Here is a 13,899-nt window from a genome sequence, read left to right as displayed (position 1 = left end):
CACGCAGCAGCGCCTGGCCGGTCATGATCGGCCTCCGTATCCGAGGCAGAGGAACCCCGTTTCGCCGTGCCGCGCCTGCGCCGAGGCCAGCGCCTCGGCCGGGGCCACGCCGCGACGGAGCGAATCGTGCAGCGCCACCATCACGTGCACGGTCCGCTCGTCGGGAATCGGCACGACGCTGGCGATCACCGTCACCGTCCCCCGCCCGAGCAGCGTCGCGGCGAGGCCGGTGAGCTGGTCGGCGCGGCCCACCACCGAGCGGCCCGCTTCGCAGGCCGACAGCACCACCGTGCGCGGGCCGCTGCGCAGCCGGTCCAGGTCGTAGCCGTACAGCGGCCCGTCGGCCAGGTCCAGGCAGGACAGCAGCGGCTGGTCGGCGCGGAACCAACCGTGTGCCGCGATGTGCGCCGCACCGGCACCGTCCACAGCGGACAGGACCTGTTCTGCACCGGCGTCTGCGCCGGTCAGCAACCGGCCGCCGCCGGCGCGGTGCAACGCCCGCACCTCCCGTTCAGCGTGTTCCAGACCAGGGCCCGCGACCCACACCGATTCCCCGTCGGATTCGCTTCGACCGTCCGCCCTGCCGCGCATCCAACAGCGCAGCGAAGGCGCCACCGTGACGCTGCGTCCGCGGCAGGCGGGCAAGGCCGACCACGGGACGGCGTGCAACCGACCGGTGGGAACCACCAGCAAACTGCGACCTCCGGACAGCGAGTCGACCAGCGGGCCGAGTAGGCGCTGCTGGAGAGCATCCGCCGTGACCTGCGCGCTGCTCAGGAAGGCTGCGTGCTGTCGTTCGTCCCCGGACTCCGCGGCCCTGCCCAGCGCGTGGCGCAGCCGTTGCGCCTCGGCCACCGCGCCGTCTTCCGAACCGAGCGAGTGCAACTGGATCCGACCGTCCACAACGGACACGGCGTGCAACTCCCCGTCGTGCGCGAACAAGGTCAGCAGCACCGCATCGCCGATGGCGGTGACCACCTCGTCGATCCCGAACGCGCCCGCGGACTCCCCGGCCCCGCCCTCGACCAGCAGTGCCCGATCCCGGACGTGCCGTTCCAACGTGCTGATCTCGGACATCGCATGACGCAACCGCGCGTCCTTCGCGCCCCACATCCCGGCCACCGCCGAGCGCAGCCGCACCAGCGCCGTGCGCAGCTCCGGATCGGAGGGCGGGCGCAGCGCCCGGCGGTGCAACGCGCTCACCCGGCCGCGTTCGGTCCAGCGCAGCGCGGTTCGAGGATCACCGGTGCGCAGTGCCGCCCGGACCGCCGTCGCGCCGAGTTCCTCCGCCAGTCCGAACGCTTCGATCCGCAGCTCCAGCGCCGCGATACCGGCCGCGTGCGTCTCGACGGCGCGCAGACCTTCGCGGCAGGAGTCGAACAGCCGAACCGTGTCACCGGCGTCCTCGGCCAGCAGTGCCTCGGCGAGCCGGCCCAACGCCAGTTGTCGCGCGTCACCCGGTGCCGCACCGCGCACCGTCGCCGCCAGTTCCAGCAGGTGTCGCGCCGTAGTCCGGTGGCCGCGGCCCGCGGCCACCCGGGCCGCGGTGAGCCACAGCTCGGCCGCCGCAGTGCTCCACCCGTGCGCCGCGCAGGCCGAACCGGCACGCCGCGCCGACGCGAGATCGCGCCGGGTCGCCTCCCCGGCCCGCAACCTCGCCTGCCACCGGGTCGCAACCGCCAGTGCGGTCCACGCCGGACGACGCTGGGAGCGGAACAACCGAGCGGCCTGCTGCGCAGCGTTGATCGCTTCCAGCGGTTCTCCCGCGCGCAGCGCACATCCCGCCAGCGCCAGCCTGGTCTCGGCGAGCCGCACCGCGCGGCCGAGCCGTTCCAGCCGGTCGGCCGCTCGCAGCAGCTCGGCTCGCGCGGGCTCGTGCATACCTGCGCCTGCGAGTGCCTCCGCGCGGTCCACCAGGACCTCCGGGCACTGGTCGGGGTCCACGCCCCGCACCCGCGCCTGGTCGAACAGCTGCAACGCGCGCGGCAGATCTCCCGCCCGCAACGCCACGCAGCCCCGGTTGTGCCTGCACAGCGCGGCACGGTTGACCCGGCCATGGGTGCGGAACGTCCGTTCGGCCGCGGCCAGGTCCGACTCCGCCTCGTCGAGCCGGTTGCGGTACAGGTGCGCCAGCCCGCGCCCGACCAGCGCATTCGCCGCCCACTGGTGGTCGTTGTGCCCGGTCAACCGCGGCAATGCCGCGGACAGGTCGCGGACCGCCTCGTCATAGCGGTCCTCCTGGCACCGCAGCAGGCCGCGCAGGCAGGTGGCCCTCGCGAGGTCACCGCCGCTCAGGTGCGGCTCCGCGGTCAGCAGGTGCTGCCACGCGGCATCCGGATCACCGCGGTCCAACTCGGTCCACGCGTAGGTCAGCCGCACCTGCGCCGCCCGATCCCATAGCCGCGCGCGGAGCGCGGCCGCAAGAGCGAGCCGGGCGTGTTGCCGCGCGTCCGACGAACGCCCCTGCTCGACCGCGACCAGGCAGGCGACGTGCCTGGCGAGCACTCGCAGCTGCGGATCCCCGGCTGTGGCCAGCACTTCCTCGGCGACGCGCAAGGCGCCAGCCGGGTCCACACCGACCCGATCCCGCCACCACAGCACCGACGACTCGGAGATCCTCGCCGGTGCGACGGCGGTCCCCGCGCTCAACAGACCAGCCAATCAGCCACGGCGGGCGCCGCCGCGCCCGCCGGCCGGAACACGACGCTCAACGGCCCGCTGTGCAGATCGGCCGCACCGTACCGGCCGTTCTCGTCCAGCTCCGCGATGTGGTGATCATCGGCGCAGCGCAAGACGACCTCACCTTGCGGAACGCCATCGCCCGCTTGGTTGAGCACGATCCCGGACGCTCGGAGCATCCCGCCGACCATCAGCACCAAGTCGACCTCGACGATCCGCCCCGGCATCAGATACGTCAGCACCCGCGTCCGAGACGCGGCGCCGTGCAGCCGGGTGTTGGCCGGTTCGTCGGCCGAGTCCCCGATCAGCTCCAACCCCGACGGATCTTCGAAACCGTGCGCCCGGCCCACGGCTGCATAAGCGGCGGTGAGCATCCGTCCCGGTGGCGGATCGCACTGGTGGAACAGATCGTCCAGCACGCGCAGCTCCGCTGGTTTCCGCGTCCTCATCCGGCGGCCTCCTCCGGAACCGAGCCACCGGAAAGCTGCTCCCGCAGCGCCGCCAGGCACCGCCCCTTCTTCGGGCCGATGCTGCCCCGCGGCATCCCCAGGGCCTTGCCGACCTGCTCGTAGCTGGCATCCGGCGCCACCGCGACCACCCGCAACAATTGCTGGCACCGCAACGACATCTGCGCGAACGCCTGCCACATCCGGGAAACCGTCAGCGAGCGCAGCGCGCTGCTCTCCGGCCCGTCGCCCCCGTCGACCACGTCCAGGATCCCGTTCTCGAATCCGACCGGTGACTCCCGACGCCGCGCCTTCGACAACCGGACGGCCTCCCGCCGCGCGGTCGTGGCCAGCCATCCCGGTAACGCACGGGGATCACGCACGCTCCCCAGCTTCTCCGCGAGCAGCAGCCACGTCGCCTGGCACACGTCTTCCGCATCGGTCACCGTGGGCGAATACGCTCTGGCTGCAGCCCACACGACCGCGCTGTTGCGGTCCACGAGCTCCCGCCAGGCCAACTGGTCCCCGGCCGCCGCCCGCTCCATCAGCTCCGGCTCCCCAGCCGGATCGGAACCGTCCTGCACGGCACGCATCGGGCACCTCCCCTCTTGATCGCCTTCTCGCGATTAAGAGGGGCGAGACCGCCGATCAGATTCACCCCACCCCAATTAACCCTCGAACGGGTAACGCCGGAGGACGGTACTGATCGCGTCGTCCCTGCTCCGCCCTTCCCGGAGTGCGGCCGCCACCGCGGCCGCGACCTGCGGTGCGGCGAACGAGGTCCCACTCCAGCGCGCGAAGCCGTAGTCGCGCTCGCTCCCGGGCCGCAGCCGCACGAAACTGCTCACCACGTCCACGCCCGGCGCACACGCATCGACCCAGCCGCCGGAGTTCGAGAACTCGGCGAGCCCGCCTTGCCTGTCACCCGCGGCCACCCCCAGGACCCGCGGCGACGCGGCGGGCCAGAACGGCCGCGACGAGCTGTGGTTGCCCGCAGCCGCCACCAGCACGCTGCCCGCGAACCGCTCGATCTCCGCCCGCAACACCGGTGGGCATTCGTCGTCGGGCGTGTGGCAGCCGGAGGTCATCACGACCACGCCGACCGGCTCACCGCGCCGCCGGGCATCGGCGCGCAACGCCCGCAGTCCGGCCACGACCGTCATGTCGTCGGTGAACCCCAGCGAGGAAAGCACCTTCTGCACCCGGAGCGCGGCGCCCGGCGCGTGGCGCAGCACCACACCGGACACGAACGTTCCGTGCCCCGCTTGGCGGTCCTGATCGCTGTCGTCGTCGGCGTCCAGGACTTCCGGCACCTCCTCGAACCAAGATCGCCCGGCGAACCAGGGATGCGGGTCGCAGCCGGTGTCCAGCACACCCACGGTCACGTCCCAGTGCTGGTCCGAGGGCTCGGGGACCGGCGGCGCCGGGTCCGGCTCCGCCCCGCTGCCGAACATCACCGGCGTGCCGAACATGACCGGCGAACCGATGTGCAGGTGGTTCGCGCAGGCGTCCGGCACGTCGCAGGCGATGTCCACGCAGCGATCCCGCTCGGACGGCCGCAATCGAATCCGCGCAAGTTCCAGATCGTCGTCCTGCTGAACCCGATCGACCCAACGGCGCACCCGCGACAACGCCGCGTCGAGGGAGTCCCGCGCGACGACCAGTTCACCTCGGCGCACCAGGCATTCCGTGGGGCCGCCCTGGTCGTGCACCAGGACGTCGTGGCCGTAGTGCGCCCAGTTCCGGCCCAGTTCGGCGGCGCTGAACCGGCCTCCGATCGTAGAGTCCACAGCGGACACTGTGCGGTCGGTCACCGGGTTCGTCCACTCGGGACACACCGTAGTGGCAAGCGGCGCGGGTCTCGTCGCGGTACGCGCGTGATCTGCGCTGCGAACGGCTTCAGTAGACCGCCTGTACGGGTGGTTGAAACCGGTGTGGGCTCCCGACCATCCTGTAGCGGGGGACCATTGATCCCACTTGTTCCGGGCTCCGGCCGCCAGACGGGCCGGCCGGAGAAGGCGGTCCGCCGGGACCGCGGCCGAGCAGCCGGAACGACAGCAGTCGACGAACAGGCCGCCAGGAAACAGGCAGCCGGAAATTGGCGGTGGTGCAGGTGACCGGTAGCTGCGCGCGGCGCAGGCACTGGTCCCGCCTGCGCGCCTGCACCACGCGGGCCGTCGCCGCCGCGGGCATCGCGGCCGGTGCCTGGCTGCTCGGCACCGGCGTCGCGGCGGCCGAGCCGGAACGGTTGCCGGACGTGTCCGCGCAGGTGCAGGAAGCCATGCCGGACATCGCCGCGCGAACCGAAGCCGCGCAGCCCGACGAGATCGAGATCGCCGAACCGCGCTCCCCGGAAGTCGAACAAGTCCGAGTCGAAGAACCCGACGTCCAGCTGACCACGGCCGTGCAAGAACCGATCGACGCCTCGCTCGGCGAGGAAGTCACGGCACCCGCGCGCGGCGTCGAGCAGGCCGACGAGGCCGTTTCGCCGGAGAGCTCCGCACCACCGGCGACCACATCTCTGACACCGCAAAAGCCGATCCCGAACGCCGAAATCCCCGTCCCGGCTCCACCGCGGGCCGACGCTGCACGCCCCGCAGAGCAACACATCGGCCACGCCGACAGCGCGTGGAGCCCGCCCGACGCCGTGCAAGCGCCGGAAGTGCACCAAAAGGCACCACCTGAACCGTCGCCGGTTCCACCGCCACCCGCACCCAGCACGATCACCGCACCTACCTCGTCCGCGCCGGGACATGAGTTGCGCGGGCCGCATGCCGTCCTGCCCGCGCAAGTCCGGCTATCCGGGCCTGCTCGCGCCGCAGGCGGCCACGCCGAGCCGCCCGCCTTGCGCGGCATCGCTCTGGGCGAACCGTCCGCCGCACCCGACTGAACCGGGGTCCGGCCGGGCCTCCGGCGCGCACATCGCAACCGCAGTCTCCCGTCCCGCCGCCTGCGCCCGGCCGGACGGGATCGGGGGCGCTTTCCGGACGAGCGAATGTTGACCTGACCTGTCACTCGCCCGGAAGCCCCGACCCCGGTGCCGCACTGCCCCTGCGGCACCGGGGTGCCCGCGGTCGCTCTCCGGCACGACGAGGGGCCGTGCCGGAGGGCGAACCGCCGGGCGTCAATTCACCGGAACGTCCAGCGGACACGGACTGGTGGTGCCGCCGAGCGGCGCGGCCACCGCCGCGATCCGCCGCACCGACTGCCGGAGTTCATCCACGGGCAGGGTGTACGGGAACCGCAGATAGCGCTCCAGCGAGCCCTGCACCGCGAACCGGCTGCCCGGAACCAGCCGCAGCCCGTGCTGTTCGGCGGCCACGACCAACCGGCTGCTCACCGGGGAACCCAAGTCGCACCACAACGACAGCCCGCCGTCCGGAACGCGGAACCGCCAGCCGGGAAGGTGCTCCGCCAGCTCGGCGATCAAGACATCCCGCAGCCGCGCCACCTCTTCGCGTCTGCGGCGCAACACCGGATCCGGATCGCGGAGCAGTTCGGTCAGCAGCAGTTGCTCCAGGACTGGACTGCCGAGATCCACCGCAGCCCGGTCCAGCAGCAGGCGCTGCACCAGGTCCTCCGGCGCCCGGACCCAGCCCAGCCGCAGACCGCCCCAGAACGACTTGCCCGCCGACCCGAGCGTGATCACCCGGCCCTCGTCGAACGCGGCCACCGGCGCGGGCGCTTCGCCGTCGGTCAGGTCCAGATCGACCAACGTCTCGTCGATCACCGCGGGAGTTCTGGTCCGGCGCAGCATCCCGGCGAGCCGTTCCCGCCCGTCGGCGCCCATCCGGATGCCGGTCGGGTTCTGGAAGTCCGGGATCAGGTACGCGAGCTTCGGGTTGGCCTGGTGCAGCGTCGCCGACATCAACTCGAGGTCCCACCCCTGCGCGAGCATCGGCACGGCCACCGCCTCGGCACCGACGCCCCGAATGGCCTGCAGCGGGTTCGGGTAGGTGGGGTGCTCCACCAGCACCCGTTCACCCGGAGACACCAGTGCGCGCAGCACGAGCGCGAAGCCGTGCTGGGCGCCGTTGGTCACCAGGATCTGCTGCGGGTTCGTGGGCAGACCGCGGCGCGCGTAGCTCGCGGCGATCAGTTCGCGCAGCTCGGGGAGGCCGAACGCCTGGTAGCCGTGCCCGCTGAGGTGCTCGGGCAGCAGGCACCGGGCGCGATCCAGTGCAGTGGTCAGCTCCGGTGGCGCGGGCAGCGTCGCTTGCGCGAGGTTGATGAACTCGCCGGTCGCCGGGGGCCAGCCGCCCGGATCGGGGTTCGCGCGGTCGCCGGGGAGCCGGACCCAAGAACCGGATCCCTGCCTGCTGGCTGCGAAACCCTCTTCGCGCAGCAGTTCCAGCGCGCGCACCACGAGGGTGCGGCTCACCCCGAGCGCTTCGGCGAACTCGCGCTCGGCAGGCAGCCGGGTACCGGGCGGCAACCGGCCGTCGAGGACGAGCCGCCGCACGGCGCGGTGCAGGCCGCGGGAGCTGGGGCGGCCGGAGTGCCAGTCCTGGAGCAGGTCCGCGATACCGCGGGCGCCGACTCGACCGATCACGCGGGACATGGGTCCAATAATTGCAGATTGGACCTCGTACTCGGTACCAATACCCGGGTACCTCTCGAAACATGACTTCGACAACGGCTCAGGTGGATCTTTCGCCGATACCGGTGCGAGTGCGCCCGGCCGCCCGGCTGCCGCAGCTGCTGATCGGGCTTTGGCTCTACGGCACGAGCATGGCGTTGATGGTCCGCGCCGGGCTCGGATTGTCGCCGTGGGACGTGCTGCACGACGGGCTGACCAACCGGCTGGGCTGGAGCTTCGGTGCTGTCACGGCGTTGACCAGCATCATCGTGCTGCTGCTGTGGGTGCCGCTGCGGCAGCGACCGGGCATCGGCACCGTCGCCAACGTCGTGGTCGTAGCCGGGTCGGTGGATGTGGCGCTGGCCGTGCTGCCGCAGGCGCACGCGCTGGTCTGGCAGCTCGCGTTGCTGGTGGGGGGAGTGCTGCTGAACGGCGCGGCCACTGCGGTGTACGTCGGCGCCCGGCTCGGCCCCGGGCCGCGGGACGGCCTGATGACCGGCTTGCACGCGCGCACCGGCTGGTCGGTGCGGGTGGCGCGGACCGTTGTCGAACTCGTCGTGCTCGCCGCCGGGTGGCTGCTGGGCGGTTCCGTCGGCGTCGGGACCGTCGTGTACGCCCTGCTGATCGGGGTTCTCACGCAGTCGCTGCTGCCGTTGGTCGCGGTGCGCCGCAGCGGACAATCGGACCATGCCTAGCGTTGAAGTCGCGGAACAGGCCGGTGATCACTTCTCCGGACCCGACCGGAGCGAGGACGTGGTGCTGGTGCTGCCCAACGCGGTGGCGGTGCTCGATGGCGCGACGTCGTTGAGTCCGGCGGCACGCTCCGGAGGCTGGTACGCCGCGCAGCTCGCCGAGGCGTTGCGGCCGCGCTTGGCCGTTCCGGGCGCGGACCTGGCGGATGTGCTCGCCGAGGCGATCAGCGATGTGGCGGACACCTGGGAACTCCGGCCCGGCGCCTCCCCTTCGAGCACTGCATCGCTGTTGCGCTGGGACGACGACCACGTCGAGGCCCTGGTTCTCGCGGACAGCCCGATCGTGGTGTTCACCGGGGACGGCCCGCAGCCGGTGATCGACGACCAGCTCGCGGCGCTGGGCAGCGGCGGCGGTTACCGCGAACGCCTGCTTTCCGGCGGCGGATTCGGCGCAGGGCACCGCCGCGCGCTGGGTTCGTCGATGGATCGTACGTCCCGCTGGCGCAATGTCGACGGAGGTTTCTGGGTCGCCGAGGCAGTCCCCGAAGCAGCGTTCCACGCCGCCCGCGCCGACTGGCCGCGGCCTGCGGTGCGAGCGGCCTTGGCGGCCACCGACGGTGTGTCCTGCGGGGTGCAGGAGTACGGCAGCTACGAGGACTGGTCGGCGATGCTCGAGGAGGCGTCCCGCGCCGGGCCCCGAGCCGTGCTGGACCGAGTGCGCGCAGCCGAGGAGGCAGACCCGGACGGAACCCGCTGGCCGCGACCGAAACGGCACGACGATCAGGCGCTCGCACTGGTTCGGTTCGCTAGTCCGATCGTGTGATGTTGCACACCGGGCTCCTGGAAAAAAGATCTCTGCACCTAGAGACATTCGGCATACCACCAAGTAACCTGGAAGGCGTCCACCTGACCCCCAGGGGTGGACTTAACGCCCCCGCACTCCCGGTGACCCCCAGGCCGGTTGAGCGCGGGGGCGTCCTACTTTCAGGGGTAATTCACTTTCTCGCGCAACTTTGCGGATGCTCACTCGTTTGTGTGGACAAGGGAACCTGTCACCGCCGCCCGCGGTCTCATCCGGTGGCCGCACGCAAGACTCCAGCCCTGGGAGGGATCACCCGTGGACCTGCACACTCGGATCGAGCTGTTCGGTGGCCCCGAGGACGGCCGGGAGATCACGCTGCCTGCCGGGGCCGACGGCGCTCCGCTATCGCCGCTGCCCGTGCCGCGAGACGGTTCGGAACCCGCCGATGAAACCCCCGCGTGGTACGTGAAGGATCACCAGCGTCCGCACGGCGTCTGGGTGTACAAGTACACGATCTCCCCGTCCGTCCGTGAGACCCGCGTGCAGTGAACCGGCGGCCGATCAGCGCTCAGCACGTCTTCCCCCACCACGCACACCGCATGATCAGCCGCGCCGAGCACAGGCGCCCGCTTCCAAGCAGCCCCGCACATTGGCGGAATTCGAAACAAGCGAGCCCACCGGAATCGGTGCTCAGCTCAGGGCGCGTCAGCCGCTGGTCCTCGGCGTCCCCGACCGGACCGTCATGGACATGATGGGTTGGTCGACGTTGTCGATGAAGAAGCGCTACGTCACCGACGAGATCCGGCTAGACGCGGCGGGCAGGCTGAACGCCTTCCTTGGGGAAGCGACTGAGACCTCAACGGAGACCTGAAAAAGCCCCACCGGCAACCGGTGGGGCTTTTTGGCTGGTCTGAGCGGTGGCCAGGGGCGGGGTCGAACCGCCGACCTTCCGCTTTTCAGGTCTGCGAAACCCCGTTCGGTGGCGTTCAACGCGTTCATACAAGCTGGTCACGGGATTGCGCACATGCTGCTGAACCGCCTTGAACGCTGACGAATGAGACCAAAACTGAGACCAGCGACGCCGCGGCTGTGGCCCGCACCGACCAGCGCGCTCTTGCACAAGCCGGTTTCGCATGGACGACGTTGAAACAGCCACAGGAACGAGGCGACTGTGGCACATTCAAACCATGATCGGCTCTCGTCGTCTCGGTGGCCGTAAGCGTGCCCGACAGCCCGCCCGGCCAGTCGGGCTGGGCATACGCCGCCCGGCTGGCACTCGCCGGAAGACCCGCTCCCCTCCGGCGGGGACTCAACCCCGGCTGCGGCGCCGCCTCGATATGACTCAGCTCCTTACGCTATGCGCCGCGCTGGGCACGCTCGCGTTGGCCATACCGCAGCTCATCAGCGCCAACGCCCAGAGCCACAACCTGGAGCAACAGCAGATCACCGAGCGGTTGAGCAAAGCCACTGAGCAGCTGGCCAACCACGACATCCTTGAGGTCCGCCTAGGCGGCATCTACAGCCTAGAACGCATCGCCCGCGACTCCGAAGCCGATCAGCCCACCGTAGTCAACCTGCTGGCTACCTTCGTGCGCGAAACCACGAAGCGGGGCGGGCCGGGGGCGCGGGATTCCGGCACCGTCCCGGCCGATGTGCAGGCCGCACTGACCACCCTCGGCAAGCGTCGTCCGTTACCCACTGATCCAGCCATCGATCTCAGCTTCGCCAACCTCGGCTTCGCCAACCTCAACGGCGCCGACCTCACCAACGCCAACCTCAACGGCGCCGACCTCACCAACGCCAACCTCGACGGCGCCAACCTCACCGGCGCCGGCCTCACCGTTGCCGGCCTCTACGGCGCCAGCCTCACCAACGCCGATCTCGGCGCCGCCAGCCTCACCGGCGCCAACCTCAACGGCGCCGACCTCACCGGCGCCAACCTCACCAACGCCAGCCTCACCAACGCCAGCCTCGCCGCCGCCGACCTCAACGGCGCCGACCTCACCAACGCCAACCTTCACGGCGCCAAACTCCCCTACGCCAACCTCGGCGGTGCCAACCTCAACGGCGCCAACCTAACGGGTGTTTGGGGGTTGCCACCGCCGTAATCTCAGGTGCGACGAATGCCCATAATCCACATTATCGTTACGATCTGCTGCTTGACCAGGTGCTCTTATAAGGACAAATTTCCTCTATGGACGCCGAGGCGGGAAGCAGCTGAGAACCGGTTCGCGCGACTGCTGATTTACAGACCACGCGACGCGGGGCGTTGACCAGGAATAACGACTGCTTCCTGATAGATTTGGGCACAGATTTGGCACACTGCACGCGCCGGCGGGATGGAGCGGCTGGCTAGGGCACTCTCGCCTTCAAGCTCTGAGCAGGCATGCTCGCTCCCGTCCGTCGCAGTCGGTTCTAATTCTGGAACTCTCTGTCGGCGCCAAGGCAAACGCGAGCGAACTCTTGCGAATGCATTCGGAAACGCAATCGAGGCGTGGATATCCGGCTGTGGCCGACTAGCGCATGAGTAGCGTAAGTTCCGAGACTCGTTACGTCTGGTAGTGCTTGGCGAGGTGGTCACGGAGCCGCGCGTGGCGGAATTGGTAGACGGCTCCTGTCGTTCGCAGTACGCCGTAGTCGTTGGCGTCTTCGAGGAATCGTTTCGGGCGCCATGGCAACCGTCCGGTCAGCGGTAGCCACAGCCTCGCGAGTAGGATCCAGCTTCCCCACGCAGAGAGTACGAAGCGCATTGGCGCCATGTTGATCCCGAGTGTTGGGTCGAATCCGAATCCGAATGGTACTGGTATCATGGCTGCGACCACGATCGTCGTGGCGGTCCTGATAAGCGTGACGGTTCGGTCACGGGTCAAGAGTGTCCATGGGCCAGTCGCTTGGGAATCGGAGGCATCCCCGACAGCCGCCAAGAAAATGCTTGGACCCCCGAGTGCACATCCGTACGTGAGCCCGAATACGAGCCCGAAAAACAGCCCGACTGCAAGCCCGGACCCAAACCCATTCGCAAGCACGTCCAAAATCGCGACCGTGAGCCCGACCACCAGTCCGGTTACGAACCCAACCGTGAATTCGAAGGTGGACGTCTTGAAGTAGGTAACCCACCTGGCGCGTGTTTGGCCACCTCGTCGGCGCAGGCTTAGACGCAGGCGCTCTGGATTCCAGGTGTGACCGCCGGAAAATCGCACTTCGTTGACTAACCCGGCCGTGAGCCCCGCTGTGAGCCCCGCTGTGAGCCCCACATTAACCGCGGACGTGAGCCCCACTGTGAGACCAGCCGTGGGTTCGCGTGGGACCCCAAGCCCGATCCCGACGGCAAGCGCGATCTGGATTCCGCCCGTAAGCACGTACATGAGCGCCGCAAAGAGCCCGACCGCGAGCACGACGAGTGCTGTGGTGATGAGGATTCGCGTGTGGCGGTGGAGGGTGGCGGGGAGGTGCCACCAGGTGAGGTCGTGGGTGTTGCGTTGTTGGAGGTGGGTGGCGAGGTAACCGAGCCAGTGACGGGCACGGCCGGGGTCCCAGTTCGGGCGGGATGGTCTGCCTGGACCGGTGTTCGGGTGTGCGTAGACGGTAGTGATGTATTGATCTAGGAGGTGTTCTTCTACAGCTGTTTTAGTGGGGAAGCGCCGTCTGTCGAGCAGATCGAGTGGCTTGGGGCCTGCGGTGTCGTTGTAGACGGTGCGGGCGAGCACGATCATCAAGGGCGTGCTCAGCACGGTCCGCAAGTCTTGGTTGACAGGTTCGGTGGGTGCGACCGAAAGGTGCTCGAATACCTCTCCCCAGGCGGGGGCGCGGTCTTTGCTGGTGGTGCGGCAGAGATAGTCGCGGGCTTCGTCGAGACTGAGGGGTTCGAGGGCGATGGCCGCTGCGCCGCTGACGGCTTTGATTCCGCGTGCCGCGGTTGCGTATTCATCTGGTCGGCTGGTTACGATTAGTGGTCGATCGAGCGTGCCGATCTTCTTGATCGCGCCTGAGTGATGGCGTTCGGAGATCTCGTCGAATCCGTCTAAGATGGGCAGGATGAGTCCACGTTCGATGAACACTTCAGCTTGTCTCGCCTTGGTGACGGAGTCACGAACTCCCAAGTAGGGAAAGTCTTGGACCAGTTGCTTGGCCAGCCAGCGAGGCAACTCGGTTTCGCTGGGGTTCCATCCGCCGAGACTGAACAGCACGGGTACCGGTCTGGCGTGCTCGATTTCCCGTTTCTTTAGCAAACTGAGGATGAGGCGATGGGCGAGCACGGTCTTTCCCGCACCGGCCTCCCCGAGGATCACCAGCCGCTTCGACGGGACGGCCTCGTAGGTGTCCAGGATCTTCGTGAACCGGCCGTCGAGCGGCAGCGGCTCGGAGCTGCCGTCGATCTTTTCCGGGTGGTCGACCAGGTCGTCCGCAGCGGTGTGCCAGCGCACCGGCAACGCGTCCTGATCACGGATACCCCACGTGCCCAGCTCTCGATCACTCGCCGCCCCCACTTGCCAGGCGAGATTTCGAAGCAGATCTGCTTGCTTCTCGTCGAGGTCCCGTTGGCCGGAGCGGCCGGACGACATCCAGATGGAACCGTAGTTGGCACCGATCTGGTTGCTGTCCCCACCCACCTGGCCGCTGAGGTCGTTGTGGATCTCGTTGTCCCCTGTCACCTCGCACAGTGTGCCGCAAAAGATCTACGTGCCGTGCACGAGTTTCGCC

Annotated in this window: 12 protein-coding genes; 6 read left to right on the top strand and 6 right to left on the bottom strand. The window is 69.3% G+C overall.

Annotated features, from left to right (window positions below; genetic code table 11):
* Positions 1–21: 21 nt before the first annotated feature.
* The 4 genes from INP57_RS05150 to INP57_RS05135 form a co-directional block, all read right to left on the bottom strand.
* Positions 22–2,649 (bottom strand): CHAT domain-containing protein, encoded by a 2,628-nt coding sequence (locus INP57_RS05150; RefSeq protein WP_233626945.1) that lies wholly within the window; start codon positions 2,647–2,649, stop codon positions 22–24.
* Positions 2,646–3,128 (bottom strand): hypothetical protein, encoded by a 483-nt coding sequence (locus INP57_RS05145; RefSeq protein WP_200068890.1) that lies wholly within the window; start codon positions 3,126–3,128, stop codon positions 2,646–2,648. Before INP57_RS05145 ends, INP57_RS05150 begins: the two co-directional genes overlap by 4 nt.
* On the bottom strand, positions 3,125–3,718 hold the full coding sequence (locus INP57_RS05140) for an RNA polymerase sigma factor (protein ID WP_233626944.1): 594 nt from the start codon (positions 3,716–3,718) through the stop codon (positions 3,125–3,127). The genes INP57_RS05145 and INP57_RS05140 overlap by 4 nt, the downstream gene beginning before the upstream one ends.
* A 75-nt stretch (positions 3,719–3,793) precedes the next feature.
* Complete coding sequence (locus INP57_RS05135) at positions 3,794–4,915, bottom strand: S8 family peptidase (RefSeq protein ID WP_307849917.1); 1,122 nt, start codon at positions 4,913–4,915, stop codon at positions 3,794–3,796.
* Between the two features lie 308 nt (positions 4,916–5,223).
* Here INP57_RS05135 and INP57_RS05130 point away from each other — a divergent pair, with 308 nt between their 5' ends.
* Complete coding sequence (locus INP57_RS05130) at positions 5,224–6,015, top strand: hypothetical protein (protein ID WP_200068889.1); 792 nt, start codon at positions 5,224–5,226, stop codon at positions 6,013–6,015.
* Between the two features lie 234 nt (positions 6,016–6,249).
* Here INP57_RS05130 and yczR read toward each other — a convergent pair whose 3' ends face one another.
* Positions 6,250–7,686 (bottom strand): MocR-like transcription factor YczR, encoded by a 1,437-nt coding sequence (gene yczR, locus INP57_RS05125; protein ID WP_200068888.1) that lies wholly within the window; start codon positions 7,684–7,686, stop codon positions 6,250–6,252.
* Between the two features lie 62 nt (positions 7,687–7,748).
* On the opposite strand from yczR, the gene yczE reads away from it, so the two are divergent.
* The 5 genes from yczE to INP57_RS05100 all read left to right on the top strand — a co-directional run bounded on the left by yczE (position 7,749) and on the right by INP57_RS05100 (position 11,306).
* Positions 7,749–8,399: a membrane protein YczE gene (gene yczE, locus INP57_RS05120; protein ID WP_200068887.1), complete on the top strand. Its 651-nt coding sequence runs from the start codon at positions 7,749–7,751 to the stop codon at positions 8,397–8,399.
* On the top strand, positions 8,392–9,219 hold the full coding sequence (locus tag INP57_RS05115; RefSeq protein WP_200068886.1) for a hypothetical protein: 828 nt from the start codon (positions 8,392–8,394) through the stop codon (positions 9,217–9,219). The genes yczE and INP57_RS05115 overlap by 8 nt, the downstream gene beginning before the upstream one ends.
* Before the next feature lie 294 nt (positions 9,220–9,513).
* Positions 9,514–9,747: a DUF8847 domain-containing protein gene (locus tag INP57_RS05110; protein ID WP_200068885.1), complete on the top strand. Its 234-nt coding sequence runs from the start codon at positions 9,514–9,516 to the stop codon at positions 9,745–9,747.
* A gap of 100 nt (positions 9,748–9,847) precedes the next feature.
* A complete protein-coding gene (locus INP57_RS05105; RefSeq protein WP_200068884.1) occupies positions 9,848–10,069 on the top strand; it encodes a hypothetical protein in 222 nt (73 codons plus the stop codon).
* Between the two features lie 466 nt (positions 10,070–10,535).
* A complete protein-coding gene (locus tag INP57_RS05100; RefSeq protein WP_233626943.1) occupies positions 10,536–11,306 on the top strand; it encodes a pentapeptide repeat-containing protein in 771 nt (256 codons plus the stop codon).
* 441 nt (positions 11,307–11,747) lie between these two features.
* Here INP57_RS05100 and INP57_RS05095 read toward each other — a convergent pair whose 3' ends face one another.
* On the bottom strand, positions 11,748–13,850 hold the full coding sequence (locus tag INP57_RS05095) for an NACHT domain-containing protein (RefSeq protein ID WP_200068882.1): 2,103 nt from the start codon (positions 13,848–13,850) through the stop codon (positions 11,748–11,750).
* Between the last annotated feature and the right edge of the window lie 49 nt (positions 13,851–13,899).

This window comes from Saccharopolyspora galaxeae, from assembly GCF_016526145.1.
Lineage (GTDB): Bacteria > Actinomycetota > Actinomycetes > Mycobacteriales > Pseudonocardiaceae > Saccharopolyspora_C > Saccharopolyspora_C galaxeae.
The sequence above is the reverse complement of the archived record's forward strand: the minus strand, read 5'-3'. Positions and strand labels throughout refer to the sequence as shown.

What these genes read in the sequence shown, in the direction of transcription:
- yczR (WP_200068888.1), bottom strand. Translation starts at nt 7,686, where the DNA reads ATGTCCCGCGTGATCGGTCGAGTCGGCGCCCGCGGTATCGCGGACCTG.
- yczE (WP_200068887.1), top strand. Translation starts at nt 7,749, where the DNA reads ATGACTTCGACAACGGCTCAGGTGGATCTTTCGCCGATACCGGTGCGA.
- INP57_RS05115 (WP_200068886.1), top strand. Translation starts at nt 8,392, where the DNA reads ATGCCTAGCGTTGAAGTCGCGGAACAGGCCGGTGATCACTTCTCCGGA.
- INP57_RS05140 (WP_233626944.1), bottom strand. Translation starts at nt 3,718, where the DNA reads ATGCGTGCCGTGCAGGACGGTTCCGATCCGGCTGGGGAGCCGGAGCTG.
- INP57_RS05145 (WP_200068890.1), bottom strand. Translation starts at nt 3,128, where the DNA reads ATGAGGACGCGGAAACCAGCGGAGCTGCGCGTGCTGGACGATCTGTTC.
- INP57_RS05100 (WP_233626943.1), top strand. Translation starts at nt 10,536, where the DNA reads ATGACTCAGCTCCTTACGCTATGCGCCGCGCTGGGCACGCTCGCGTTG.